This is a genomic window from Synechococcus sp. BMK-MC-1, assembly GCF_014279955.1.
Classification (GTDB): domain Bacteria; phylum Cyanobacteriota; class Cyanobacteriia; order PCC-6307; family Cyanobiaceae; genus Synechococcus_C.
The window spans coordinates 436840-462882 of sequence record NZ_CP047939.1 but is presented as its reverse complement, the minus strand read 5'-3'; the positions used below and the strand labels follow the sequence as shown (position 1 = coordinate 462882).

20 protein-coding genes and 1 pseudogene are annotated in these 26043 nt (G+C 61.4%); 14 read left to right on the top strand and 7 right to left on the bottom strand.

Annotated elements, in window-relative coordinates; translation table 11 throughout:
• Positions 1–26: 26 nt before the first annotated feature.
• Positions 27–1394, top strand: a pseudogene (locus tag SynBMKMC1_RS02345) (TolC family protein); the annotation flags it as partial.
• Positions 1395–1422: 28 nt separating this feature from the next.
• Here SynBMKMC1_RS02345 and SynBMKMC1_RS02340 read toward each other — a convergent pair.
• The gene (locus tag SynBMKMC1_RS02340; RefSeq protein WP_186472587.1) at positions 1423–1764 is read right to left on the bottom strand and encodes a YciI family protein; all 342 of its coding nucleotides are present in this window, start codon (positions 1762–1764) and stop codon (positions 1423–1425) included.
• 14 nt (positions 1765–1778) lie between these two features.
• Positions 1779–6377 (bottom strand): glutamate synthase large subunit, encoded by a 4599-nt coding sequence (gltB, locus tag SynBMKMC1_RS02335; protein WP_186472586.1) that lies wholly within the window; start codon positions 6375–6377, stop codon positions 1779–1781.
• A 101-nt stretch (positions 6378–6478) separates the two neighbouring features.
• Here gltB and SynBMKMC1_RS02330 point away from each other — a divergent pair, with 101 nt between their 5' ends.
• From SynBMKMC1_RS02330 to SynBMKMC1_RS02290, 9 genes are all read left to right on the top strand, one after another.
• Positions 6479–8176 carry a phosphodiester glycosidase family protein gene (locus SynBMKMC1_RS02330; RefSeq protein ID WP_186472585.1) on the top strand — a complete coding sequence of 566 codons (1698 nt, stop codon included), beginning with the start codon at positions 6479–6481 and terminating at the stop codon, positions 8174–8176.
• Between the two features lie 43 nt (positions 8177–8219).
• Positions 8220–8546 carry an AIR synthase gene (locus SynBMKMC1_RS02325; protein WP_186472584.1) on the top strand — a complete coding sequence of 109 codons (327 nt, stop codon included), beginning with the start codon at positions 8220–8222 and terminating at the stop codon, positions 8544–8546.
• Between the two features lie 77 nt (positions 8547–8623).
• A complete protein-coding gene (gene rpsL, locus SynBMKMC1_RS02320) occupies positions 8624–8998 on the top strand; it encodes a 30S ribosomal protein S12 (protein ID WP_006042261.1) in 375 nt (124 codons plus the stop codon).
• Between the two features lie 81 nt (positions 8999–9079).
• The gene (gene rpsG, locus SynBMKMC1_RS02315; RefSeq protein ID WP_011932305.1) at positions 9080–9550 is read left to right on the top strand and encodes a 30S ribosomal protein S7; all 471 of its coding nucleotides are present in this window, start codon (positions 9080–9082) and stop codon (positions 9548–9550) included.
• An 86-nt stretch (positions 9551–9636) separates the two neighbouring features.
• Positions 9637–11712 carry an elongation factor G gene (gene fusA, locus SynBMKMC1_RS02310; protein WP_011932304.1) on the top strand — a complete coding sequence of 692 codons (2076 nt, stop codon included), beginning with the start codon at positions 9637–9639 and terminating at the stop codon, positions 11710–11712.
• 42 nt (positions 11713–11754) lie between these two features.
• Entirely contained in the window at positions 11755–12954 is a 1200-nt protein-coding gene (tuf, locus tag SynBMKMC1_RS02305) for an elongation factor Tu (protein WP_186472583.1), read from the top strand.
• Between the two features lie 148 nt (positions 12955–13102).
• A complete protein-coding gene (gene rpsJ, locus SynBMKMC1_RS02300; protein ID WP_006042265.1) occupies positions 13103–13423 on the top strand; it encodes a 30S ribosomal protein S10 in 321 nt (106 codons plus the stop codon).
• Positions 13424–13479: 56 nt separating this feature from the next.
• On the top strand, positions 13480–14142 hold the full coding sequence (locus SynBMKMC1_RS02295) for an LON peptidase substrate-binding domain-containing protein (RefSeq protein WP_011932301.1): 663 nt from the start codon (positions 13480–13482) through the stop codon (positions 14140–14142).
• Entirely contained in the window at positions 14142–15107 is a 966-nt protein-coding gene (locus tag SynBMKMC1_RS02290) for a methyltransferase domain-containing protein (RefSeq protein ID WP_186472582.1), read from the top strand. Before SynBMKMC1_RS02295 ends, SynBMKMC1_RS02290 begins: the two co-directional genes overlap by 1 nt.
• On the opposite strand, the gene pheA is transcribed toward SynBMKMC1_RS02290, so the two are convergent.
• Positions 15083–15922: a prephenate dehydratase gene (pheA, locus tag SynBMKMC1_RS02285; protein WP_186472581.1), complete on the bottom strand. Its 840-nt coding sequence runs from the start codon at positions 15920–15922 to the stop codon at positions 15083–15085. The two genes, SynBMKMC1_RS02290 and pheA, sit on opposite strands and share 25 nt — an antisense overlap.
• 51 nt (positions 15923–15973) lie before the next feature.
• Between pheA and SynBMKMC1_RS02280 the strand changes: the two genes are divergently transcribed.
• On the top strand, positions 15974–16543 hold the full coding sequence (locus SynBMKMC1_RS02280; RefSeq protein ID WP_186472580.1) for a DUF1997 domain-containing protein: 570 nt from the start codon (positions 15974–15976) through the stop codon (positions 16541–16543).
• Here the strand turns inward: SynBMKMC1_RS02280 and SynBMKMC1_RS02275 are convergent.
• The 3 genes from SynBMKMC1_RS02275 to SynBMKMC1_RS02265 all read right to left on the bottom strand — a co-directional run bounded on the left by SynBMKMC1_RS02275 (position 16505) and on the right by SynBMKMC1_RS02265 (position 21911).
• Positions 16505–17089 (bottom strand): ribonuclease HII, encoded by a 585-nt coding sequence (locus SynBMKMC1_RS02275; RefSeq protein ID WP_186472579.1) that lies wholly within the window; start codon positions 17087–17089, stop codon positions 16505–16507. The genes SynBMKMC1_RS02280 and SynBMKMC1_RS02275 overlap by 39 nt on opposite strands.
• A complete protein-coding gene (locus SynBMKMC1_RS02270) occupies positions 17086–19026 on the bottom strand; it encodes an Rne/Rng family ribonuclease (protein ID WP_186472578.1) in 1941 nt (646 codons plus the stop codon). The genes SynBMKMC1_RS02275 and SynBMKMC1_RS02270 overlap by 4 nt, the downstream gene beginning before the upstream one ends.
• 248 nt (positions 19027–19274) lie before the next feature.
• Positions 19275–21911 carry a TIGR03960 family B12-binding radical SAM protein gene (locus SynBMKMC1_RS02265; RefSeq protein WP_186472577.1) on the bottom strand — a complete coding sequence of 879 codons (2637 nt, stop codon included), beginning with the start codon at positions 21909–21911 and terminating at the stop codon, positions 19275–19277.
• Between the two features lie 62 nt (positions 21912–21973).
• Here SynBMKMC1_RS02265 and SynBMKMC1_RS02260 point away from each other — a divergent pair, with 62 nt between their 5' ends.
• The 3 genes from SynBMKMC1_RS02260 to SynBMKMC1_RS02250 all read left to right on the top strand — a co-directional run bounded on the left by SynBMKMC1_RS02260 (position 21974) and on the right by SynBMKMC1_RS02250 (position 24426).
• Entirely contained in the window at positions 21974–23200 is a 1227-nt protein-coding gene (locus SynBMKMC1_RS02260) for an LL-diaminopimelate aminotransferase (protein WP_186473286.1), read from the top strand.
• 45 nt (positions 23201–23245) lie between these two features.
• The gene (gene clpS, locus SynBMKMC1_RS02255) at positions 23246–23566 is read left to right on the top strand and encodes an ATP-dependent Clp protease adapter ClpS (RefSeq protein ID WP_011932293.1); all 321 of its coding nucleotides are present in this window, start codon (positions 23246–23248) and stop codon (positions 23564–23566) included.
• A 101-nt stretch (positions 23567–23667) separates the two neighbouring features.
• Entirely contained in the window at positions 23668–24426 is a 759-nt protein-coding gene (locus SynBMKMC1_RS02250; protein ID WP_255486364.1) for a CPBP family intramembrane glutamic endopeptidase, read from the top strand.
• On the opposite strand, the gene SynBMKMC1_RS02245 is transcribed toward SynBMKMC1_RS02250, so the two are convergent.
• Positions 24390–26006: a photosystem II high light acclimation radical SAM protein gene (locus SynBMKMC1_RS02245; RefSeq protein WP_011932291.1), complete on the bottom strand. Its 1617-nt coding sequence runs from the start codon at positions 26004–26006 to the stop codon at positions 24390–24392. The two genes, SynBMKMC1_RS02250 and SynBMKMC1_RS02245, sit on opposite strands and share 37 nt — an antisense overlap.
• Positions 26007–26043 lie beyond the last annotated feature (37 nt).

Here is a 26043-nt window from a genome sequence, read left to right as displayed (position 1 = left end):
TCGGGTGGCTCAACTCCCTTCTTGACATGTCAACCGGCATGCTCCCTCGCCAGCTCCTGATCTCTTTGCTGGTAGCGACCTCGACCTGCCTGCCTGCCAGGGGCGAACCCGAACCGCTAGCCCTCAGCCTCGATCAGGCCCTCGAGCAGGGTATCGACGCCTCCCTTGCACTCCAGCTAAACGAAGCCCAGAAGTCAGCCACAACAGCAGAAGTTGGTCTCGGGCGAAGCCTTTTTCTACCGAAAATGGATGTGGTGGGGCTCGGCAGTTGGGCCCAGGTCGGGAGCTCGATCGGCTTCATTTCCAATCTCCCCACCATCGGCGATCTCAATCTTGATCTTGGCGGTGATGGTTATGCCCTCATCCAGAACACCTTCGGCAACCTCAGCCTCGCGCTCACCTATCCCCTCCTCGACTTCGAGCGAGGACCACTGCTCACAGCTGCCAAGGCCATGGATCAGGCAGCCGCCGCACAGATTCAAGAACAACGGCGGCAGAGTCGCTTCGCAATTACGACCGCCTACCTAAACCTGCAGCTCAGCGACGCGCTGATCCCAGTGTGGCAGCGCTCAATCGCGCTCTCCAGCGCGCTGCTCAAGGATGCGGAAGCGCTACGCAACGGCGGGCTAGGCGCTCGCATCGATGTGTTCCGCGCTCGTGCCCTGCTCGCCACCGACCAGCGCGGACTCAGCGCCGCCCGCTCGGCCCAGGCGATCGCCGCCAGCGCCCTGGCCCGATTGCTCAACCTTCCGGCCGATCAGAAGGTGGAAGCCAGCGATCCCCTCTTGGCCGAGTCGCCCTGGCCTCTAGGTCTGCAGGCCTCGATTGCATCGGCAACTCAAAATCGTCCTGCCCTGGACGTGATCCTTAAGGCTCAAGCCGCAGCTGAAGCCAAAGTGCAAGCAGCCCGAGGCACCATGCTTCCCCGGGTGGGGCTCCTGCTCAGCGGCGGCATCAACGGCGACAGCCTCAATGTGCCGGTCGTCAACGGCGGCAATCGCATCGGCAACCTGCCTGTTGGAGGAGGGGTGAACTTGCCGACTGTGAACAGCAGCGGCAGTGCCAGCGGCAGCTTCTACGACTACGGCGTGCTGCTCACCCTGCGCCAACCCCTGTTCGACGGGGGGGTATCAGCCCAGAGTGCGGCCCTAGCGCGCAGCAAGGTGTCCCAGCAACGCTTGCTGCTGGAACAGCGGAAACAGGTGATCATCCAGGCGGTGGAAACCTTCTGGCACACCCACCGCAGCGCCAAGGCCGCCATGGCTTCCAGCCGAGAAGCTGTGGTGGCCAACGAAGAGGCCGTGCGGGATGCCCAGCTGCGCTATCGCGCTGGGATTGCTCCAGTCACAGAAGTGCTTCTGGCCCAACGCGATCTGCAAGCAGCCAGGAGCGCTGAAGCAACGGCGATCCAGCAGTGGAATTTCAGTCGGGCCGGTCTGGAGCTGGAGACAGGGTCGCCATCAACGGCACTCCCATCACAGGAATCCACTGCTGCAGGGTCCAGTCCACGAGGCCACGCGCAATCATCGGATCGCCCCGCACTAACGCAAGTGCCTGCGCGTAGCTTTCAGCCTCAACCAGAAGCAGACCCCCTCCTCCCGGCAGGCCCTCGTGATCAACCAGGAAGCCCGTCGTGATGACTACCCCAGCTTCGAGCTGCTGCTCAACCCAGGCACGGTGGGCTTCCAGGTGAGACCGACGCTGCTCGAGCGGGAGAGCGGCCGTTTCCGCCGTGAAGGTTTCGTGTTTGACAAACCAGGGCATGGAAAGCGGCCTGTTCAGGCCGCCACCGCCTGCTGATCCACCAGACCCATGGCTGCCCGCTCACTCGGCGGAATCAGCACCTTGAAGCGTCCCTTGGCCGCGGCCCAGTCGGCCAACAGCGCTGAGGCCTTGCTGCTGCCGGTGGCGGCCACGTGGGCTTCCAACAGCTCTTTGAGCGTTTCCTCCTGCTGCGAAGTGGTGAGGCTGCAGACCGCAACGATCTCAGGATTGACCCTGGCGGTGACGCGATCACCCTCATCGAGCAGGAAGGTGACGCCACCGGTCATGCCGGCACCCACATTGCGGCCGGTGCTGCCCAGCACCACCACCACACCACCAGTCATGTACTCACAGCAGTGGTCGCCAGCTCCCTCCACCACGGTGCGAGCGCCGCTGTTGCGCACCCCGAAACGCTCACCAGCACGGCCGTGGGCAAACAGCTCACCGCCCGTGGCGCCGTAGAGGCAGGTGTTGCCGAGGATCACCTGATCACCGGGATTGGCGCAGCCGTCGGCTGGCACCAGGCTGATGCATCCGCTGTTCATGCCCTTGCCCACGTAGTCGTTGGCTTCCCCTTCCAGGCGCACGTTCATGCCCTGCACCAGGAAGGCGCCGAAGCTCTGGCCGGCGGCGCCCTGGAAAGTGAGGTTGAGCTGGCCCTTGAAGCCGCGGTTGCCGTGGCGTTGGGCCAGCTCACCGGCCAGACGGGCCCCGACACTGCGGTCGGTGTTGATGATCGCGATCGTGCGGTTCAGGGAACCGTGGCTCTCCACCGCCGCCATCAGCTCGGCATCGGCGAGAAGCTGATCCTCAAGAATCGGGCCATTGCCATGGGCCTCAGCGCTGTGACGCAGCCAGGAGCGCTCTTCTGAACCCTGAATCGGTGCCAGCAGACTGGAGAGATCCACACCCTGGGTTTTGGCCAGCTGCACCGCACGGGGTTGAAGCAGATCGCTGCGACCGATCAGATCTTCGAGTTTGGCCACGCCGAGCAGGCTCAGCAGCTGACGCACTTCTTCCGCCACGTACCAGAAGAAATTCACCACGTGCTCGGGCACGCCGGTGAAGCGCTTGCGCAGGGCCTCCTTCTGAGTGGCCACGCCCACCGGGCAATTGTTGGTGTGGCAGACGCGGGCCATGATGCAGCCCTCAGCGATCATCGCCACCGAGCCGAAGCCATACTCCTCAGCGCCCAGCAGGGCTGCGATCACCACATCCCAGCCGGTCTTGAGGCCGCCATCGGCCCGCAGCAGCACCCGATCCCGCAGGCCATTTTCGAGAAGGCTGCGGTGCACCTCGGTGAGACCCAGCTCCCAGGGGCTGCCGGCATGCTTGATCGAACTCAGCGGCGAGGCTCCGGTACCCCCATCGTGGCCGGAGATCTGAATCACATCGGCATTGGCCTTGGCCACGCCGGCGGCAATCGTGCCGATGCCGATCTCGGCCACCAGCTTCACGCTCACCGGCGCTTTGGGGTGCACCTGGTGCAGATCGTGGATCAGCTGAGCCAGATCCTCGATGGAATAGATGTCGTGATGGGGTGGCGGTGAGATCAGGGCCACACCGGGTTTGCTGTTGCGCAACCAGGCGATGTAGTCATCCACCTTGGGGCCGGGCAGCTGGCCGCCCTCACCGGGCTTGGCCCCCTGGGCCACCTTGATCTCCAGTTGCTTGCCGCTGCGCAGGTATTCGGCTGTCACGCCAAAGCGCCCGGAAGCGATCTGCTTGATCGCCGAACAGGCGGTGTCGCCATTCCGGAGGCCGCCGATGCTGGGGAAAGCCTGCGAGCGGCCCTCGGCATCCACATCGTGAAGAACCTGGAAACGGGCCGGGTCCTCACCACCCTCGCCGCTGTTGCTCTTGCCGCCGATGCGGTTCATCGCCACCGCCAGCACCTCATGGGCTTCTCGCGACAACGCCCCGAGGCTCATACCCCCCGTGCAGAAACGTTTGCAGAGGCTTTCCGCGCTCTCCACCTGATCCAGGGGCAGCGGCGTTGGGGCCAGCTTGAACTCCAGCAGATCCCGCAGCGCCGTGACCGGCCGGTTCTCCAGCAGGGTTTTGTAAGTGGAGAAATGGTCGTAACCAGGCCCGGTCTTGACCGCCGCATGCAGGGCCTTGGCCATCTCGGGACTGTTGAGGTGGTACTCGCCGCCGGTGCGGTACTGCACAAAGCCCATGAACTCGAGCTTGCTGCGGTTGAGCTCCGGGAAGGCCTTGGCATGGAGTGACAGGGTTTCATTGGCCAGCTCCGCCAGGGTCATGCCCGCCACACGGCTGGTGGTGCCGCTGAACGCGGTGTCGATCACATCGGCACCGAGGCCGATCGCTTCAAAGATCTGAGCGCCGTGATAGCTGGCCAGGAGCGAAATGCCGATCTTGGAGAGGATCTTGCGCAGGCCGTTTTCCAGGGAAACGCGCACGTTGGCCTGCACCTTGTCGGCATCGAGGGCGGGCAGCTTGCCCTGCTCGATCCGCTTCTGGGTTTTGGGGTGGGCAAGCCAATGGCGGGTGGTCTCCCAGGTGAGCCACGGGCAGACCGCACTGGCGCCGTAACCGATCAGGCAGGCCATGTGGTGGGTGCTCCAGCACTGGGCGGTGTCGATCACCAAGGAGCAGCGCAGACGCAGCTTCTGACGCAGAAGGTGATGATGCACCGCCCCCACGGCCAGGAGGGCCGGCATCGCCACGCTGGTGGCGGTGAGCTGGGCAGCAGCACCGGAGCCATCAACACGATCGGAGAGCACCAACACCTGGGCACCGCCGCGCACAGCCTCCTCGGCCGATTCACACAGCCTTTGCAGGGCCGATGACAAACCACCAGCGCAGGCCTCAACGGCCACCTGGGTGGAGAGGGTGGCAACGGGAAGTCCCTGCTCGCTGATCGCCGCAAGCTCGGCTTCATTGAGAACCGGCGTATCCAGGTGGATCACGGCGGCCGCCTCGGCCTGGGGCTTCAGCGCCGGCCGGCGCTCACCCAGATGCATTTCCAGGCTCATCACCAGCTTTTCCCGCAGGGGATCAATCGGCGGGTTGGTGACCTGGGCGAAGCGTTGTTTGAAGTAGTCGTACAGCAGGTGGGGTTTGTCCGACAACACCGCCAGGGGGATGTCGTCTCCCATGCAGTAGGTGGGTTCCTTACCCAGTCCGGCCATATCTTCGATCACAAGATCGAAGTCTTCGGCGGTGAAGCCCATGGCGGTCTGCAGCCGCAACAGTTCCAACTCACCGATCTGACGGTCCTGGGTCCAGGGTTGGGCTTCCACACTGCGGCGATGGTGCTGCAGCCAGTCGCCGTAGGGGAAGCGTCCAGCCGCGTCCTCCTTCACGGTCCAGTTGTCGAGCAGCTGGCCGTTCTCCAGATCCACAGCCACCATCTGGCCGGGGCCGAGACGGCCCTTCTGAACCACGGTTTTGCCGCTGAGATCCACCACACCGGTTTCCGATCCCATGATCACGAAACCGTCGGCGGTGGTGCACCAGCGCGCGGGGCGCAACCCGTTGCGATCAAGCGTGGCACCCACCCGTTTGCCATCGGCGAACACCAGCAGGGCCGGACCATCCCAGGGCTCCTGGATGCCGGCATTGAATTCGTACATCGCCGTCACTGCAGGGCGATCCTCCAGATCCGGCTGGTTGCGGAAGGCCTCGGGCACCAGGGTGATCAAGCTGTCGGTGATCGAGCGACCGCTGCGCACCATCAGCTCCAGGGTGGCGTCGAGGTTGGCCGAATCACTGAACGCCGGGTTCACCACGGGATTGAGATCATTCGCAGCTTCACCCCAAACGTCCGCGAGGCTGGCTTCAGAGGCCTTGGCCCAGTTGAGGTTGCCCAGAAGCGTGTTGATTTCTCCGTTGTGACCCAGCAACCGCATCGGCTGAGCCAGGGGCCAGCGGGGCAGGGTGTTCGTGCTGAAACGGCGGTGGTACACCGCAAAGCTCACTTCAAAGCGCGGATCGCGCAGATCGGCGTAGTACTGCGCCAGCACCTCGGAGCGCACCATGCCCTTGTACACAACGGTGCGGCTGCTCAATGAGGCCACGTAAAGATCACGGGATCTCTCAAACCCCCAGGCCTGGCGGGCACGGGCACCGATCCGGCGACGCAGGCGCAGCAGCAAAGCCTCGAAGGCGTCACCATCGGGGCCGCCGGCAAGGCTCCACTGCTCGATCACTGGGGCGGTCTCCCGCGCCATGGGGCCCAGCACGGAAGAATCCACTGGAACCTCTCGCCAGCCGATGGACGTGAGGCCGAGCGCCTCAGCTTCCTCCTTGCAGAACCGGCGCGCCAGCTCCCGCCTCTCGGGGTCCTGGGGCATGAACATCATCCCGAGACCACGGGCGGAGGCCGCCTCAGGCCAGACCGCCTTCAGATAAGTCCAGGGGATTTGGCAGAGCACGCCGGCACCATCACCGGAATCACCATCACCACCACAGCCGCCGCGGTGCTCCATGCAACCAAGGCCGCGCAGGGCCTGCTGCAGCACCCAGTGGCTGGTTTCCCCAGACAATTGCGCCAGGAAACCCACCCCGCAGGCATCTTTCTCACCGGCCACCGCCTCAGGCGCAGCGCTGTCGCTGTAGGGCCAGAGGGATCCGGTGGGATGAGACATGACCTTCAAGGAATCAGACATACACCGCCCCTGGAATCAGCGATCCATGGCGGGACAATCTCGAATCCTAAGGATTGATCAGCCCGGCTAGCGTCGAGTTCATGCCGTTACCGCCTCCCCCCCCTGCTCCCGTCGCTGACGTGCGACAAGCCGGTCAGAGCATCGGCAGCACAATCAGGATTGGAGAGATCTCGCAAAAAAGCGCCTGGCTTTGGATCACAGGCAAGGGAGGATCCTCCGATCAACTCTGGCTGCCCCTAGACGTCCTGACGGGTCGCCTTGGATTCCGCAGAACAACAACGGCCGCGGGTGAGCAGCTGGAATGGTTCGGGCGTAATCGACGTTTGACTGATCTCGAGACACGCACCTTGAAGGACGAGGTGGCGGTGAATGCCTTGCCCTGGATGCGCGCCATCGACGTTTCGGTGCAGCGGCGTGAGACAACCCTCGAACTGTCGCTGCCATCAGCGCGGATCGTGTCGATCCGTCAGGGCCGGGGTAGCACGGCGGGTCGCGTGGTGCTCGACCTTTCAGCGCCGGCTCTGGTCCAACGCGATCAGCAGGGGTTGGTGTTGGGTGTTACGAGCAACCGATCCCAAAACAATCGGCTGCGCCGGTTGGGCCTCTCCCCACAGGCGCGCCAAAGCATCCTGCGACTGACGAGCCAAGGCGGTGACCTCGACTTTTTCACGCTCAAATCCCCCTGGCGCATCGTCATGGACGGGACCCAGCGCCGATCGGTCTCCAAGACGAGGGCTCGCACCTCGCCGTTTCAGGCAGCGCGCTTTTCCCCCGAGATCCAGAACGCCATTCGCCAAGGGCTGATCCTCGACAGTCGGACGGTGCAGGTTGGGGTCAAGCCTCTGAGGATTTACCGCGCTGGTTGGCCTTTGGGCAACGAGAGCTTGCTGCTGCGTCCACTGGCTCCGATCAGAGCGCAGACCGGGCTGCGGTTTCTCAACCAACTCGCCCAACCTGCGAAGGCCCTGGTCGCCATCAACGGCGGATTTTTCAATCGCGTGCGTCAACTCCCCCTTGGAGCCGTGCGCCTCGACGGAGTCTGGCTTTCAGGTCCGATCCTCAACCGTGGAGCGGTGGGCTGGGATGGTCCGGGCCCGCTTCTGTTCGACCGTCTTCGCCTCGATCAGGAACTGCGCGTGAACGGTGGACGTCGCTGGGGACTTGGATTTCTGAACAGCGGCTACGTGCAGCGGGGATTGAGCCGGTACACCCGGGCCTGGGGCCCCACGTACCGCTCTCTCAGCGGTGAGGAACAGGCGATCCTGGTCCGCGAAGGGCGCGTCTCCGATCAGTTTTCGCAGGCTGAACTGGCTCGAGGCGTGCCGATTCCCCGAGGGGCATCCCTCATCGTCGCTCGTGCCAGAGCGCCCCTCCCCGCCAAGCCCGGCGACGAAGCCGAGATTCGCTTGAAGGTGTCGAGCCCGGTGGGAGAACGCCGTCAGGTCATGGCGGGCGGCCCCTTGCTGTTGAAGGAAGGGAGAGTGGTGTTAAGCGGCCGTCAGGAGGGATTCAGCCCAGGATTTCTGGGCCAGGCCGCCCCTCGAACTGTTGTGGGACAAGACACCAAGCACCGCTGGATGCTGACGCTTGAAGGGCAAAGCGGCGGCGATCCAACGCTGCTGGAAACCACGCTGGCCCTACAGCAACTGGGCCTGAGCGACGCTCTCAATCTCGATGGTGGAAGCTCCACCACCATGCTCATCGCGAATCGAACCGTGATGACAGGTCGGGGGGTGCCGCCGAGAGTTCAGAACGGGTTGGGGTTCATCCAACCCTGAAGGGGAAAGCTGCGACACTGAATTCATCTGTTGAAGCAAGACGGTGGGCGCAATCCTTCAGATCACTGCAGCAGCTGCTGCCGAACTCGGCCGCCAGGCTTCAGTGGCAGGGACGCCAGGGCTGATGCACCTTGATCTTCAGCACGGACACTGCGAAAAACACGTGATCCGCCTTCAGCCTGGACATCTTTCTGGGAGACCGGTGGCCAGGGCCGACGGTGTCACCCTCCATGCACCTGAACCCCAGATCGAACTGCTTCAGGGGCTCACCCTCGACTACCGAAGCGACATCAGCGGCGGTGGATTCCTGATTCTCAGCAGTGATCAAGTGCGCTGCTGCGCCTGTGGCAGCGCTTTCAGCAGGCAATGAACAGATCAGGGAGGTCGACCCGGTAATGTGGTGGATTGTCGAACCAGGTCGGGTCCCCGGCCGCATACCGACCGTCGATGCCAACCATTCAGCAACTGATCCGCACCGAGCGCCAGAGCTCTAAAGCGAAGACCAAATCACCCGCGCTCAAGTCCTGCCCTGAGCGCCGTGGTGTCTGCACGCGTGTCTACACCTCCACCCCGAAGAAGCCGAATTCCGCTCTTCGCAAAGTGGCGCGTGTACGCCTCACGTCTGGTTTCGAGGTGACGGCCTACATCGGTGGCATTGGTCACAACCTTCAGGAGCACTCGGTTGTGCTGATCCGCGGAGGCCGTGTCAAAGACCTGCCAGGGGTCCGTTACCACATCATTCGTGGAACGCTCGACACAGCTGGCGTGAAGGATCGCCGCCAGTCCAGGTCGAAGTACGGCGCCAAAACGCCCAAGGAGTGATGTGAAGCGATCCATTGATTGGATCGCCTGCTCACCCGTTCAATCCCACCACCATTCATCGTTCTCCCCCACTGACAGTCCATGTCACGCCGTAATGCCGCCGTCAAGCGTCCGGTTCTCCCGGATCCTCAGTTCAACAACCGCCTGGCCACGATGCTTGTCGCCAGGCTCATGAAGCACGGCAAAAAGTCCACGGCGCAACGCATCCTGTCTGATGCCTTCAGCTTGATCGGCGAGCGCACTGGTGGTGACCCAATCGAACTGTTCGAAACCGCTGTCAAAAACGCCACACCCCTCGTGGAGGTGCGCGCCCGTCGCGTGGGTGGTGCCACCTACCAGGTGCCGATGGAAGTTCGTCAAGAACGGGGCACCGCCATGGCCTTGCGCTGGCTGGTGAGCTTCTCGCGTGCGCGCAACGGCCGCAGCATGGCCCAGAAGCTTGCCGGTGAGCTGATGGATGCCGCCAACGAGGCTGGCAGCGCTGTTCGCAAGCGCGAAGAAACGCACAAGATGGCCGAAGCCAATAAAGCCTTCGCTCACTACCGCTACTGATTTGAGGTTGCCCTGACGGCCTCATTGGCCGGAGGCTGACCTGTAGAGTCTCACCCGCCTTTTAACGCCCCACCCCGGAGTTTCCTGTGGCTCGCGCCTTTCCCCTGGAACGCGTCAGAAATATCGGTATTGCCGCTCACATTGATGCCGGCAAAACCACTACCACCGAACGCATCCTGTTTTATTCAGGTGTGGTTCACAAAATCGGTGAGGTGCACGATGGCGCCGCCGTGACCGACTGGATGGCCCAAGAACGGGAACGTGGCATCACCATCACCGCGGCCGCTATCTCCACAAGCTGGAACGATCACCGCATCAACATCATCGACACCCCTGGGCACGTCGATTTCACCATTGAGGTGGAGCGCTCCATGCGAGTGCTCGATGGTGTGATCGCTGTGTTCTGTGCTGTTGGCGGCGTTCAACCACAGTCGGAAACTGTTTGGCGTCAGGCCGATCGCTATTCCGTTCCCCGGATGGTGTTCGTGAACAAGATGGACCGCACCGGTGCGGACTTCCTCAAAGTTCACGGTCAGATCAAGGATCGCCTCAAAGCCAATGCAGCGCCGATCCAACTGCCCATCGGTGCCGAAGGTGATCTGAGCGGCATTATCGATCTGGTGGAGAACAAGGCTCACATCTACAAGGATGATCTGGGCCAGAACATCGAAGTCACGGATGTTCCGGACGACATGAAGGATCAGGTCGCCGAATGGCGCACCTATCTCATGGAAGCCGTTGCAGAAACTGACGAAGCGCTGATCGAAAAGTTCCTCGAAACAGGCGAACTCAGCGTTGAAGAGCTCAAAGCCGGCATCCGTAAAGGTGTTCTCAAGCACGGCTTGGTCCCCGTTCTGTGCGGCTCCGCCTTCAAGAACAAGGGTGTGCAGCTCGTTCTTGACGCCGTTGTCGACTACCTCCCGGCTCCGATCGATGTGCCCCCCATACAGGGTGTGCTGCCGAACGGCGAAGAAGCGGTTCGTCCTTCTGATGACAAGGCTCCCTTCAGCGCACTCGCCTTCAAGGTGATGGCTGATCCCTACGGGAAGCTCACCTTCGTTCGGATGTATTCCGGCGTTCTTGCGAAGGGAAGCTACGTGTTGAATTCCACGAAAGACTCCAAGGAACGCATCTCCCGCCTCGTCGTGCTCAAAGCCGACGATCGGGAGGAGGTTGACGAACTGCGCGCCGGCGATCTCGGAGCCGTGCTGGGCCTGAAGGCCACCACAACCGGAGACACCCTCTGCTCTGCCGAGGATCCCATCGTGCTTGAGACCCTTTTCGTTCCCGAGCCAGTGATCTCCGTGGCCGTGGAGCCCAAAACCAAAGGTGATATGGAGAAACTCTCCAAGGCCCTGGTTGCTCTGGCCGAAGAAGACCCCACCTTCCGTGTGAACACGGATCAGGAAACGGGTCAGACCGTGATTGCCGGCATGGGAGAACTCCACTTGGAGATTCTTGTGGACCGCATGCTGCGGGAATTCAAAGTCGAAGCCAACATCGGTGCTCCTCAGGTCTCCTACCGGGAAACCATTCGCGCCTCCTCCCGCGGCGAAGGCAAATTCTCCAGGCAAACCGGAGGTAAGGGTCAGTACGGTCACGTCGTGATCGAAATGGAACCCGGTGAGCCGGAGTCCGGATTCGAATTCATCAACAAGATCGTTGGTGGTGTCGTGCCCAAGGAATACATCAAGCCCTCCGAAATGGGCATGAAAGAGACCTGCGAATCAGGCGTGATCGCCGGTTATCCGCTGATCGACGTGAAAGTCACCATGATCGACGGTTCCTACCACGATGTGGACTCGTCGGAAATGGCCTTCAAGATCGCCGGATCCATGGCCTTCAAAGATGCCGTCAAGAAGTGCAACCCTGTACTTCTTGAACCGATGATGAAGGTCGAGGTCGAGGTCCCCGAGGATTTCCTCGGCTCGATCATCGGCGACCTGTCCTCCCGTCGAGGACAGGTTGAAGGTCAGGCAATTGACGATGGCACGTCAAAAGTCTCGGCCAAGGTGCCCCTGGCCGAGATGTTCGGCTACGCCACCGAGCTCCGATCCATGACCCAGGGTCGGGGTATTTTCTCGATGGAATTCAGCCACTATGAGGATGTTCCTCGCAACGTGGCCGAGGCCATCATCTCCAAGAATCAGGGCAATTCCTGATCTCTAAACTCCCCTAATCCACACCCTCGATTCTTTACAAAAATGGCACGCGAGAAGTTTGAAAGGAACAAGCCTCACGTCAACATCGGCACCATCGGCCACGTTGACCACGGCAAAACCACCCTCACCGCCGCGATCACCAACGTGCTGGCCAAGAAAGGTCAGGCCAAGGTTCAGGATTACGCCGACATCGATGGCGCCCCAGAGGAGCGCGAGCGCGGCATCACCATCAATACCGCTCACGTCGAATACGAAACCGACACCCGTCACTACGCCCACGTGGACTGCCCCGGTCACGCGGACTATGTGAAGAACATGATCACCGGTGCCGCCCAGATGGACGGCGCAATCCTGGTGTGTGCCGCAACCGATGGCCCCATGGCCCAGACCAAGGAGCACATCCTCCTGGCCAAGCAGGTGGGCGTTCCCGCGCTGGTGGTGGCACTGAACAAGTGCGACATGGTCGATGACGAGGAGATCATCGAACTGGTGGAGATGGAGATCCGTGAACTGCTCTCCAGCTATGACTTCCCCGGCGACGACATCCCCGTGGTTCAGGTCTCTGGCCTGAAGGCCATCGAAGGAGAAGCCGAGTGGGAAGCCAAGATCGATGAGCTCATGGAAGCTGTCGATGCCAACATCCCCGAGCCTGAGCGCGAGGTTGACAAGCCTTTCCTGATGGCGATCGAGGATGTCTTCTCGATCACCGGTCGTGGCACCGTGGCCACGGGTCGTATCGAGCGCGGCATCGTCAAAGTTGGCGAAGAGATCGAAATCGTCGGCATCAAAGACACCCGCAAGACCACCGTCACCGGTGTTGAGATGTTCCGCAAACTGCTCGACGAGGGCATGGCCGGAGACAACGTCGGCCTTCTGCTTCGCGGCATCCAGAAGGAAGACATCGAGCGCGGCATGGTGCTGGTGAAGCCAGGCTCCATCACCCCCCACACCAAGTTTGAGGGTGAGGTGTATGTGCTGAAGAAGGAAGAGGGTGGTCGCCACACCCCGTTCTTCGCTGGCTATCGCCCGCAGTTCTACATCCGTACAACGGATGTGACCGGCCAGATCACCGCCTTCACTGCTGACGACGGCAGCGATGTGGAAATGGTGATGCCTGGTGACCGCATCAAGATGACCGGCGAGCTGATCTGCCCGGTGGCCATCGAACAGGGAATGCGTTTCGCCATCCGCGAAGGCGGCCGCACCATCGGTGCAGGCGTGGTTTCCAAGATCATCGAGTGATCTAGAGCTCGTCTCCTTGGGGATGACCCGACCGCGGTCGGGTCATCCCCTAATCTTTTTGAATGGCATCAGCTTGTTTTCACACCAGCTGAACTGCACCTCGACAATCCACCTCTCGTGATCTCCTCAGGAGATACCAAAGCGCTTCATGTCAACTGCCATCGCTCAGCAGAAGATTCGCATCCGTCTCAAGGCGTTTGACCGCCGCATGCTGGATCTCTCTTGCGACAAGATTATTGAAACGGCCGACAACACGGCAGCGACTGCCATCGGCCCCATCCCCCTGCCCACCAAGCGCAAGATCTACTGCGTGCTGCGCTCTCCTCACGTGGACAAGGATTCCCGCGAGCACTTCGAGACCCGTACCCATCGGCGCATCATCGACATCTACAGCCCTTCGGCAAAAACCATCGACGCCCTGATGAAACTGGATCTGCCCAGTGGCGTTGATATCGAAGTGAAGCTCTGAAGACAGCTCGATCAACCGGTCAGCTTCCTAAGATCAATGGCCCTATTGATGCATGCGTGGCTGACCTGTCCGTCAGAGAACTTCCTCTTTTCCCTCTGCCGGATGTCGTGCTCTTTCCGAGTGATGTGCTGCCGTTGCACATCTTTGAATCCCGTTATCGGATGATGCTTCAAAGCGTTCTGGAGACTGACAGACGCTTCGGCATCGTCCGCTGGGATCCCCGGAGCCAGAGCATGGCTTCCATCGGCTGCTGTGCCGAAGTGATCCAGCATCAAACCGGTGACGATGGACGCAGCAATATCGTCACGCTGGGCCAGCAGCGCTTTCGGGTTCTGAACGTGACCCGCGACACACCGTTCCGTTCCGCCATGGTCAGTTGGATCGAGGACGATCCGGTTGAAGATATGGCGTCGCTCCACACTTTGAAGGAGTCGGTGGCGTCAGCCTTGAAAGATGTCGTCGAGCTCACGGGCAAGCTCACAGATTCTCCGACTGCACTGCCTGAGGATCTGCCCGACCTTCCCAGAGAACTGTCCTTCTGGATTGGCGCCCACCTGGGCGGACCTGTTGCCGATCAACAACAAGAACTGCTAGAGCTCACCAGCACGCGCAGCCGGCTTGAACAGGAGTTCAGCATGCTGGACGAGACGCGCCGTCAACTCGCAGCTCGCACTGTCTTACGCGACACCCTGTCGTCTTCCAATTCGGATAACGACTGATGCCCCTGCCTGCTTTTCTCGGACCAGCGGCGATTGGCGCTGCCGCTGCCGTTGGTGCCTACGCGCTGTGGACACGCCGCAATCGCGCTTACCTCTCAAGCGAGAGTGTGGCTTCGGCGTACGACGCATGGACGGAGGACAGGCTTCTTGAAACCCTCTGGGGTGAGCATGTGCACCTCGGTCACTACGGGGCTCCCCCCCGCAGCAAGGATTTCCGGCGTGCCAAGGCTGATTTCGTTCATGAATTGGTGCGCTGGAGTGGTTTGGATCAACTACCACCTGGCGCGAAGGTGCTGGATGTGGGCTGTGGCATCGGCGGCAGCGCCAGAATTCTTGCCAGGGATTACGGCTTTAACGTTCTCGGAGTGAGCATCAGCCCAGCACAGATCCGTCGGGCCACCGAACTCACACCGGAGGGAATGACCTGCCGATTCGCCGTGATGGATGCCCTTGATCTGGCACTGGACGATGGGGGGTTTGATGCGGTTTGGAGTGTGGAAGCCGGTCCGCACATGCCGGACAAACAGCGCTACGCCGATGAACTGCTACGCATGCTCCGCCCTGGCGGACTGCTGGCCGTCGCGGATTGGAATCGTCGGGATCCTCTGGATGGCCCATTGAACGGTCGAGAACGTTGGGTGATGCATCAGCTGCTCACGCAATGGGCGCACCCTGAGTTCGCCAGCATCCGTGGCCTGCAGCACAACCTGGAAACCAGTGCTTATTCCAAAGGTCCGATCGCAGTGGCCAATTGGAATCAAGCCACGCTGCCCTCCTGGAACGATTCGATTCTGGAAGGCCTGCGACGCCCCGCAGCAGTGCTGCGACTCGGTCCATCAGCCATCGTTCAGGGGTTGCGCGAAACACCGACCCTGTTGTTGATGCGCTGGGCCTTTGCCCGGGGAATGATGCAATTCGGTGTGTTTCGCCTCGCCAACGATCAGGACAGATCAGAACTCGGATAGGCACCGAACTGGGACAGATGCTCACAAAGCGGTTGGAGGTGGGCCTCAAGTGCATCAAGAATCTCGGAAGCCTTTCCCTTGGGCAGCTCCACATCCACGAAGAACACGTATTCACCGAGCTCCCGCTTCGAGGGGCGTGATTCGATCCGACTCATGTTCAGTCCGAGCCCGGCAATGGCCTGGAGCGCCTCGATCAGCGCTCCAGGCGCATTGCGATGCAACGAAAAGGCCAGGCTGGCCACATCTCCCTCGCGCAAGCGTTTGCCCCGTTGGAGAAGGAGAAAGCGGGTGCAGTTCGCAGCCACATCATTCACAGGAAAGGCAAGCTGCTGCAACTCCAGGCGTTCGCCAACGGCGCGATCAGCAATCGCTGCACGGAAGCGGCTCCCTCGCACCATGCGCGCGGCTTCAGCCGTTGAGCTGGTAGGGAGCTGCAAGGCTCCTGGTAGATGGGTGGCAAGCCAGCCGCTGCATTGCGCCAAGGCCTGAGGATGGGACAGCACTTCCTTGATGTCCTGCAGCGATCCGCTGCTGAGCAGGGCATGGCGAATCGGCAGCACCACGGCTCTGCGAATGGAGAGGTCCCGATGCGACCAGAGGGCATCGAGGCTGGCGGTCACCCCGCCCTCCACTGAATTCTCAACTGGAACCACAGCAGCATCGCAACGGCCGTCGGCCACATGCTCCACAACCGCGCGCAATCCGGTGCAGGCCACCAGCTCTCCATCGGGGATGCCTTCAAGGGTGAGCATCTCCCTTGCCGCCCGTGCTCCGTAGGTTCCCTCGGGCCCCAGAAAGGCCAAGCGCATCGGCATGAATGACCGTCCCTTGCATCGATAGGATCATGCCGCGTCAGCAGAAGGTCCATGGCTCTGGCCTTCAAAGCCAGTCAAAAGCTCGATCTTCCGGTCGTGGCCCAGAGCGCGCTCCTCAGGGCTTACCTCCAGGAACAGGACCGCGTGATCAAAGCTCTGCTCGATCCTCAGCAGCTTTCGAAAACAGGAGACGGGACTTACACCTACACAGTCACCACACTCCAGGTGTTTCAACTGCAGGTGCAACCGGTCGTTTCCTTAGCCGTCGGACTCAGTGAAGGCGTCCTCAGCATCAAGGCCACAGATGCAACGATTGAGGGTGTGGGTCTGGTGGATGACTTCCAACTCACCCTCGAAGCATCTCTGGAAGCGACGGATCGCGGGCTCCAGGGAGAGGCAACGCTTGCTGTGAATGTCAGCCAACCCCCGCTGCTGCGACTGATTCCCAAGCGGGTTTTAGAAAGTACGGGTGAATCGATCCTCAACGGCATCCTGATCACGATCAAAGGCAGAGTCGGCCGCCAACTGGTCAACGACTTTCAAGACTGGTGCCGACATGCCCGAGAAGGCCAAAACACACCATCAACGCAGACCATCATCCCTGGGGAACAGCCGAGTTAAAAAAGACTTCCGGTGCAATGCCGTGGGGCCGGACGTGATCAGAGCCTGGCGGTGCAGTGCAGTGCCATAGCCAGCGTGACGTTCAAAGCCGTACTCAGGAAAGCGTTCGGCCAAGCGGCACATCAGCCCGTCGCGGGCCACTTTCGCCAAAACGCTGGCAGCAGCGATCGAGGCCTCCTGGCTGTCACCGCGCACAATCGTGCGCTGAGGCCCTGGCCAGAGGCGCAACGGCAGAACGCCATCCACAAGCACAAGTTCGGGCTGGATCGGCAACTTCTGCAGGGCCCTGAGCATGGCCAGTTCCGTGGCCACCCGGATGCCATGGGCATCGATTTCCCTTGCTGATCCCTGGCCCAGAGCCCAGGCCGAAGCCTTGGCTTGGATGTGGGGCACGAGATCAGCCCGCCGTTTGGCGGAAAGGGCCTTGCTGTCGGTCAGCCCCAGCGCTGTGAGCTCAGCATCTGCCGCGCCCGTGAGGCTGACCGCTGCTGCAAACACTGGCCCGAACAGACAGCCCCGGCCCACCTCATCGACACCGACGGTCACCCTGCCGTGGCCGATGAGCGCCGACGACGACGGCCGGGCCGCTCCTCAGCTCCTTCGCTGCTGGACTCCTGCAGCGCCTCACTGGGCGAGGGCTCGGCCTCCACTGGAGGAGGAGGGGCGGACGGCTCTGGGACTGGAACCACCTCAAGGGGCGTGATCTCAACCAACAGCGGCGACTCCATGGGAGGCGGAGCCTGCACCTCGGCATCGGCGGCTGGCGTGCCCCCAGCAGGACCCTGTCCGCTCTTGCTGCCAGCACCCCGGCCACCGCGAGCACCGCGGCGCCGACGCCGGCCTGATGAAGCTGCCATCTGCTGCCGGGCTTCTTCGAGAACGGCGTCCGCGTCTTCCCCAGGGCGAACCACGCGAACCAGAAGATTGTCCTGGGCTGGCGGCGGGTCGAGAAGCAGCACAGGGTTCAAACCAAGCCAGCCATACACCTTTTCCTGTTCCTCATCCATGGGAACAGCCACCAATTCAGGATCCTGGCGCCGAGTCGCCGGTGCTGGCTCGATGGCGTCACTGGACGATTCCCCGGACACACCGAGCTCCAAGCCTTCCTCGAGGACCGGACTCTCCGCACTGACCTGAGGCCGTCCGCGGCCACCTCGCCGACGACGGCCATTGGCTGACTCCGTGGCCCCCGAGGCATCAGCGCGCGCTGATGCAGCCGACCGGACCAGCCCCGTCGCCGTGGCAAGAGGCTGGAGCAGATCTTTACCGGGCAGAACAGCGACGTGGCCAAGACCGCCACAGCTGGGACAGGCACGGCCAAACAATTCGTAGATGTTTTGGCCCTGGCGCTTGCGGGTCAACTCCACCAGGCCTAACTCGGTGAGCTGGGCAATCTGGGGACGGGCCGAATCGTCACGGATCGCCGTGGTGAAGTGCTCCAGAAGCTGAAGCTGGTCACGACGGGAATCCATGTCGATGAAATCGACGATGATCACGCCGCCGATATTGCGCAGCTTGAGCTGCCGTGCAATTTCAACAGCTGCTTCACAATTGGTCCAAAGCACCGTTTCCCTGGCATTCGCCGAGCGGGTGAAGGAACCCGAGTTCACGTCGATGACCGTGAGCGCCTCGGTGGGTTCGATGATCACGTAGCCGCCAGACGGAAGATCAACCCTGGGCTTCAGGGCATCGCGGATGGCTGCATTGACCTTGAAATGCTCAAGGAGCTCATCGGGCTCGCTGTGGGCTTCGACACTGACGTGCGCCCCATCCCCGCCGAGAAATCCACTGACTCTCTCGACGGCCGTTGGATCATCGACAACCACGCGGCTGAGCTCTGGGTCGGTGTGATCACGCAGGATTCGGTGGATGAAATCCTCATCGCGATTGAGAAGCACCGGGGGTGAGGCCGTTTCTGCAGCCTTCTGGATGGCTTCCCACTGACGCAGCAGAGACTCCAGATCATCGATCAGGAGTTCTTCGCTCACCTCTTCGGCTTCGGTGCGAATCAGCAAACCCGCGCCGGGTGGTTTGACGAGCACCCCAAGGGCACGCAGGCGATTGCGCTCGCCTTCCGAACTGATGCGCCGAGAGATGTTCACCCCCTGGCCACTGGGCTGCAGCACGAGGTACCGCCCCGGCAGGGCCAAATTTCCTGTGAGCCTGGGACCTTTGGTGCCGGTCGGCTCCTTCATCACCTGCACGAGCACCTTTTGGCGAGGCTCGAGCAATTCCGTGATACCGGCAGCACCTTTCTTGAGGCGCAGAGGACCTAGATCGGTGACGTGGATGAAACCATTTTTTTCACTTTCACCGATATTGACGAACGCAGCATCAATACCCGGCAGCACATTTTCAACCGTGCCGAGGTAAACATCACCAATCTGATAACGGCCCTGGGCCACGATCAGCTCATCGACGCGGTCATCAGTCAGAACCGCTGCGATGCGCAGCTGTTCAGCGATGACAATTTGCTGGGGCATAAACAGAACTGACGACGCCCGTCAGGACAGAAGCCGATCGGTGGACTGAACAGCGCACCGCACGGAAGGGAATTGGAGAGAGAAGCCCGAAGGCTGAAATGATGCGGAGTGAATCACTCCTTTCAGAACAATCGACGTGAAGACGCGATTGAATAAGAGGCGATGGACCTCTCGTACCAACGAATCTGGACAAGAAGACCGGAACGGATCTGTGGCGTAAACCCTTGATGTGCCGTTCTGAATCGAATTTAGCACCGCCGGAGCCCCAACTCCATGCGCCGCACTTGCGAGAGCACCAGCTCTTGCCCCAGTCGCTCAGACAGCCAATGGCAGAGCTGGGCGGGTTTGAGACTGCGCCCCTGTTCATCCACAGCAGCGATCAGCTCCAGCCTGGCTGACAGGGTTGCATCGGCACCATCCCCAGAGATCTGACGCAGGGTCTTCAGCAAAGATCTGACGTCACGACGCCGAGGTCGTCCTTTCTTATCGGTGTCTTCCCAGATCAGCTCTTCGGCGCCGAGCATCTGGGCGATCGCGCCCTCCCAATCGGCGCTGGACTGCGCACGCAACGTGAAGCACCAGCGGCTGAACACAATCCTTTGGGAAAGGCTCGGAGACGAGACAGGAACCTCTTGCGCAGACAGGAGCCGCAGCCCAGGCGGCAACCGGGCCTGCCAGGACTCCTGAGCGACTTGAGGGTCCACCGATTCAGTGAATTCCAGATCCATCCACTCACCCTCGGCCTCGACACCAAGAGGAAGCGCCAGTGCCAACTGCAAGCGGGGCAGGGGATGGAATCCTCCCGTGAAGCTCACCGGCAGCCCTGATCGGCGCAGTGCTCTCTCAAACAGACGCACCAGGTCGAGGTGACTCAACAAAGCCATGGCACCGGTTTTGCTGAAGCGGAAACGGATCCTGCAGATGCGCTCACTGGCCGGAGCACGTTGAGGCCGTACTTCGGGAACCGATGGAGGCGGCACCACAACGTTGTGCCCCAGATCAGGACCACAGACCCCGCAGCTGCTGCAGCCCTCGAAGGAACAGTCAGGAACAACTGTGGCGGCTAGCGCTTGCTGGAGATCATCGGCAAGCCACTGCTTCTCGATTCCGCTGTCGATGTGATCCCAGGGAAGTGGCTGACGGCAGAACGCCTGCAGATCGTGCCGCTCAAGCGCAGCCACCGCACTCCAGCTCCCGAGCTCCATGTCTCGGTAGCGCCCCGCAAGCCCGGCTGCAGCGATGGCTCCGGTCCAGGCCTCATACGTGCGATCAAGCGCTTCGAACCAGGCATCCATTCCTGCCCCCGCACGCCATGCTGCTTCGATCACCGGTGCCAAGCGACGGTCTCCGCGGCCCACGAAATCCTCCATGGCCGAGAGGCGAACATCCGTGAAATTGAATCGCACCCCGCGCAACCTGCGCCCGGCGTCCCGCAGCAGCTGCTGACGGCGCAGGAACTCCTCCGTGGAAACGCTGTGCCATTGGAACGGCGTGTGCGGCTTGGGCGTGAAGTTGCTGATTGTGATGTTGAGACTGAGGCGACCGAGATCCCGGCAACAGTCCTGAAGCATCCGACAGGTTTCGGCGATGCCGAGCACATCCGCATCGGTCTCACCCGGCAGCCCGATCATGAAATAGAGCTTCACCTTGCGGTAACCGTTCTGCATCGCTGTGCGGATGCCCTGCAGCAGGTCCTCATCGGTCAGACCCTTGTTCACGATGTCGCGCAGCCGCTGGGTCCCGGCCTCAGGGGCGAAGGTGAGCCCGGCCTGCCTGGCGCCCCCAAGGATGTGGGCGATGTCCTCATCGAAGCGGTCCACCCGCTGGCTGGGTAGCTGAAGGGTGACGTTGCGGTCGGCCAAGCGGTTGCGCAGCTCGACCCCCACAGCCGGCAAGGCGAGGTAGTCGCTGCAGCTGAGAGACAGCAGCGAAAAATCGCTGTATCCGGTTCGCTCCATTCCGGCTTCCACTGCCTCAATCACCGCTTCCGGCTCCACATCCCGTGCAGGGCGTGTGAGCATCCCCGGCTGACAGAAACGGCAGCCACGGGTGCAGCCGCGGCGAATTTCCACCGTGAGTCGGTCATGCACCGTCTCCACGTGTGGGACCAGGCCCATGGCGTAGTGGGGCATCGGTGTGGCCACCCGGCGCAGGACGCGCTGGGGCAGGTCCGCATCAATCGGCTGCAGGGTGATGCCGTCCTCACCCGTTTCATAAAGAGATGGCACGTAGACCCCGGGCACCTGGGCCAGATCCCGCAGCAGCTGGGAACGGGTCAGTCCATCGGCCTTGGCCTGAGCCACCACCAATCCGATTTCGGGGAGGAGCTCCTCACCATCGCCGAGGGCGATGAAATCGAAGAACGGGGCATAGGGCTCCGGATTGCTCGTGGCTGTTGGCCCTCCGGCGAAAATCAGCGGCGGAGCGCCAGGAGCATTCAGGGGAAGGTCTCCACGGTCGTGCGCGCGGATCGGCACATGACATAAGGCCAGCATCTCGAGGATGTTGGTGGCACCAAGCTCGTAACTCAGGCTGAATCCAAGGATGTCGAAGCTGTTCAGAGGCCAGCGGCTCTCCACCCCGAACAACGCCTGATCCTTCTCTTTTAAGCGCTGCGCGAGGTCGGATGCTGGCAAATAAGCCCGATCACAAACCTGGCCAGGAACGGCATTGAGGATCGAATAGAGAATGATGTGGCCGAGGTTGCTGGCTCCGACCTCGTAAACCTCGGGGTAGGTGAGTGCCCAACGGACCTGTGCTCCGGTCCAGTCCCGGGGAACAACCCCAAGCTCATGGCCGATGTAGCGAGCGGGCCGGTTGATGCCCGCATCCACGAGCGCATCGAACGGCACTGCCTGGAGCTCTGTATTCAGGGAGACGGTCAAGACGTCCCGACCCGGCTTCCTGCATCGTATGTAGCAGGATGCCCGCAGAAATCGATTTCACCGTGGTTCAGGTCAACGGCAACTACCTCAAGCTCAAGGCTGGCTATCTCTTTCCTGAGATTGGCCGTCGTGTGAAAGCCTTCAGTGCCGCCCATCCCGATGCCGCCCTGATCCGCCTTGGGATCGGCGATGTGACGGAGCCGCTGCCCCAGGCCTGCCGCGACGCCATGAAAACCGCCATCGATGCGATGGGAACAGCTGAGGGCTTCCATGGCTATGGACCTGAACAGGGCTATGGCTGGCTGCGTGAGGCGATCGCAACCCACGATTTCAAGGCCCGCGGCTGCGACATCAGTGCTGAAGAGATTTTCGTCTCTGACGGATCCAAATGCGATAGCAGCAACATCCTCGACATCCTGGGGGAAGGCAATCGTGTGGCTGTCACCGATCCCGTGTATCCGGTGTATGTGGACAGCAATGTGATGGCCGGCCGAACCGGTGATGCGGGCGATGAAGGCCGTTATTCAGGGCTGACTTACCTGCCGATCAGCGCCGACAACGGCTTTGCGGCCCAGATCCCCTCGGATCCTGTGGATCTGATTTACCTCTGTTTTCCCAACAATCCCACCGGGGCCGTTGCCACCAAGGAACAGTTGAAGGCCTGGGTGGATTACGCCCGTGCCAACGATGCGCTGATCCTGTTCGATGCGGCGTACGAAGCCTTTATTCAGGATCCCAGCCTGCCCCATTCGATTTTTGAGATTGAAGGAGCGCGTGATTGCGCCATCGAATTCCGCTCTTTCTCCAAGAATGCTGGTTTCACGGGCACGCGCTGCGCTTTCACGGTTGTGCCAAAGGGGCTGAAGGGCAAGGCCGCCAACGGTGAGGCCGTGGAGCTTTGGAGTCTGTGGAACCGCCGTCAAAGCACCAAGTTCAACGGCGTGAGTTACATCATCCAGCGCGGTGCCGAAGCGGTGTATTCCGAAGCCGGCCAGGCTGAGGTGAAGGGTCTGGTGAGCTTCTACATGGAGAACGCCGCCATCATCCGCCGCGAGCTCAGTGCAGCAGGCCTCACGATTTACGGAGGCGAGCACGCGCCCTACGTGTGGATCAAGACCCCTGATGGCATGGACTCTTGGGGCTTCTTCGACCACTTGCTCAACAAAGCCAATGTGGTGGGAACCCCCGGCAGCGGGTTTGGTGCCGCAGGTGAGGGCTACTTCCGCCTTTCAGCCTTCAACAGCCGGGCCAACGTGGACGAAGCGATGGCCAGGATCAAGGCACTCTGAGGAGACGTGTTCGGATTCCCTTTAGATTTGCAGGAGCTGAGCGCGATGGTCATGGCCGTGGAGACCCCCAGCCGCACCCCTGGTGGAGCAGCTGTGCTGGAGAAAGCCCCTGAGCGCGTGCGCAAGCAATCGCCGCGCTACAAGGTGCTGCTCCACAACGACCCTGTGAACTCCATGGAGTACGTGGTCTCCACGCTCAGGCAAGTGGTCCCGCAGCTCAGCGAGCAAGACGCCATGGCGGTCATGCTCGAAGCGCACAACACCGGCGTGGGCCTGGTGATCGTTTGCGACCTCGAGCCCGCGGAGTTCTATTGCGAGACCCTGAAGGGCAAGGGACTCACCAGCACCATCGAACCGGAGAACTGATCGTCAAGTCCATCGTCCAGACCTGGAAAAGCCTGCTTCAAGCCCGTCCGCGCTGGATCGCCACCATTGTGCTGATCCCTGCGCTTTATGGGCTGGGTTGGATGCTGACGCAGCCGTTGCTGCTCGTTCTCCCAGAGACCACAGCATCGAGGCTGAGCCTGATCGGCACCGCCTTGAGCCTGGTGCTTTTTGTCGTGATCCTTCCGAGCTGGGTCAGGCAACGCTGGAGCAGTCGCCAGCCTTGGCGAATCCTGGGGTTGCGCAGCCGCAGACAGGGGCCGTCCTCAGGGCGATGCCTGATAACAGGTCTCGTTCAGTCGGTTGGACTGCTCACCTTGGTCAGCCTGCCGCTCATCGTCGGGTCCTGGGGACGTTGGCTCGGCGAACTCAGCGCTGCGGATGCTCTCAATGCCCTGGCGTTGTGCTTCGGCGTAGGACTCGCCGAAGAGCTGTTATTCCGAGGATGGCTCTGGGGAGAACTCGCGCAGTTCACCGGGCCTCGCACCGCCATTGTGACCCAGGCCGTGATTTTCAGCTTGGTGCACACCCGATTCAATCTCGGTGTTCTCCCCATGCTGGGCCTGCTCGTGGGACTCACCCTGCTCGGCCTGGTTTTAGCTGTACAGAGACGACTGAATGACGGTTCCCTCTGGGGATGCGTCGGCTTGCACGGCGGGCTTGTCGGCGGATGGTTCGCTCTTCAAGGAGGCTTGCTTCAGATTTCGCCAAGCGCACCGCAGTGGCTCATCGGCCCCGGAGGGGCCCACCCCAATCCCCTGGGAGGCCTGGTGGGAATCGCCGCTCTCACCGTTGTGCTGGCTCTTCAGCTGACGGCGTTAGCTAAAGCACCACGCCCCTGAACCGGAGCCCGCAGGGCTTCATTGAGGGTTGAAGTGCCGTAATCCCGTTCCAGCAGATCCATCACCGTTCGACCGAAATCCGATGGGTTCGCATCAAAGGCTTCCAAACACACCCGACCGAACGTGCTGCCCATGGGCTCTGGATTCCAGAGAAGCTTTCTGGCCGTCCAAGGCATCATGCTCATCGGGTTGTAACCGGGCTTGATCAATCCCTGGTCGAATCCGTATTGCTCGAGATGGGTATGCGGTTGCAAACCGATGAAGAAAATCGCTGGCTCCACACGATCGGCGCCAAAAATCGCCTCGAGCTCGCGGTGGTAAGCCACGGTTTGACGAATGGTTTCGGGGCGCTCATCAATCACATTGAATGAGTAATTCACAGACACGTGATCGTTGAAACCGGCCTCCGCCAGCATCCTGCAGCTGTCGAGAACCGTGCGCAGGTTGTAGCCCATGCGCATTTTGCGCACGAGCTCCTGAGACCCTGATGTGATGCCGATTTCGAAGTAACTCATGCCGGTGTCCACCATGAGTTGGGCCAACTCGGGGTCGAGGTTGTCGGCACGGATGTAAGCAGCCCAGCGAATATCCGTGAGTCCCTCGGCTTTGATCGCGCGCAGCAACTCTTTGGCATCTTCGATGTAGCGCCGTGCCGGGATGAACTGGGCGTCGGTGAACCAGAAACCGCGAACGCCGCGGTCATAGAGCTGGCGCATCTCCTTCACCACCTCGTCCACGGGATTGAGGCGGACTTGTTTGCCCTCCACCACCGTGTACACGCAGTAGCAGCAGTTGTGAGGGCAGCCCCGCTTGGTCTGGACGCCAACGTAGAAATCGCCGCCCTCGAGATACCAATCCAATTGGGGCCAGATCGAGGCGATGTAGTCGTAATCGCAGGCCGTCTTCGGACGGCTCTCCGGCTGTTCATGGATCAGGCCTGGACGTGGAGGCGCTCCGACGACGAAGCAACGTTCGCCATCCAGGCTCTGGCCGTTGAGGAGCTTCTCCAGCAGAGGTTCCCCTTCCCCGATGGAGACGATGGTTCCTTTCGGCAGGGAGCGGCCAAGCTGCTCGTAAAACACACTCACAGCTCCACCGCCAAGAACGGCTCTGGCTTGAGGCTGATAGCGACGCGCGCGATGCAGGCCTTGCTTCACAAGCGCTTGATTGCGACGCAGCTCTCCGTAGTGACTGGTCATCAAACGCAGTCCACCGAAGGCACCGTGCAGGCGTTTCAGGGGATTGCGCGAATAAAACACCTCAAATGAATTTTGGAGAGGGTTACCGCCGCGTCCATCCACCGGGGCATAGATCTGAATATCCCGCCAAGAAAACACCAGCAGCGTGGGCTGAAACTGATCGATCGTGATCCGCAGAACGCGGTGCACGTCCAGAACCGGCAGAGCAGCCAGATCGAGAATGCGTTGGGGCAACCCTGGGAAGCACTTGTGCAGATGGTCCGCCAGGTAAATCGGCCCGATCGGAAAAATGGGATTGCATGGAAGCCTCACCAGCAACACGCGCTCTCCTGCGGCGGAGCCCGAGGCTGCAAGCGCTGACTGCTGAGGGAAATCGTCCATGGCCGGACGCTAACAAGCACTCCCCAAGGGTCGAGAC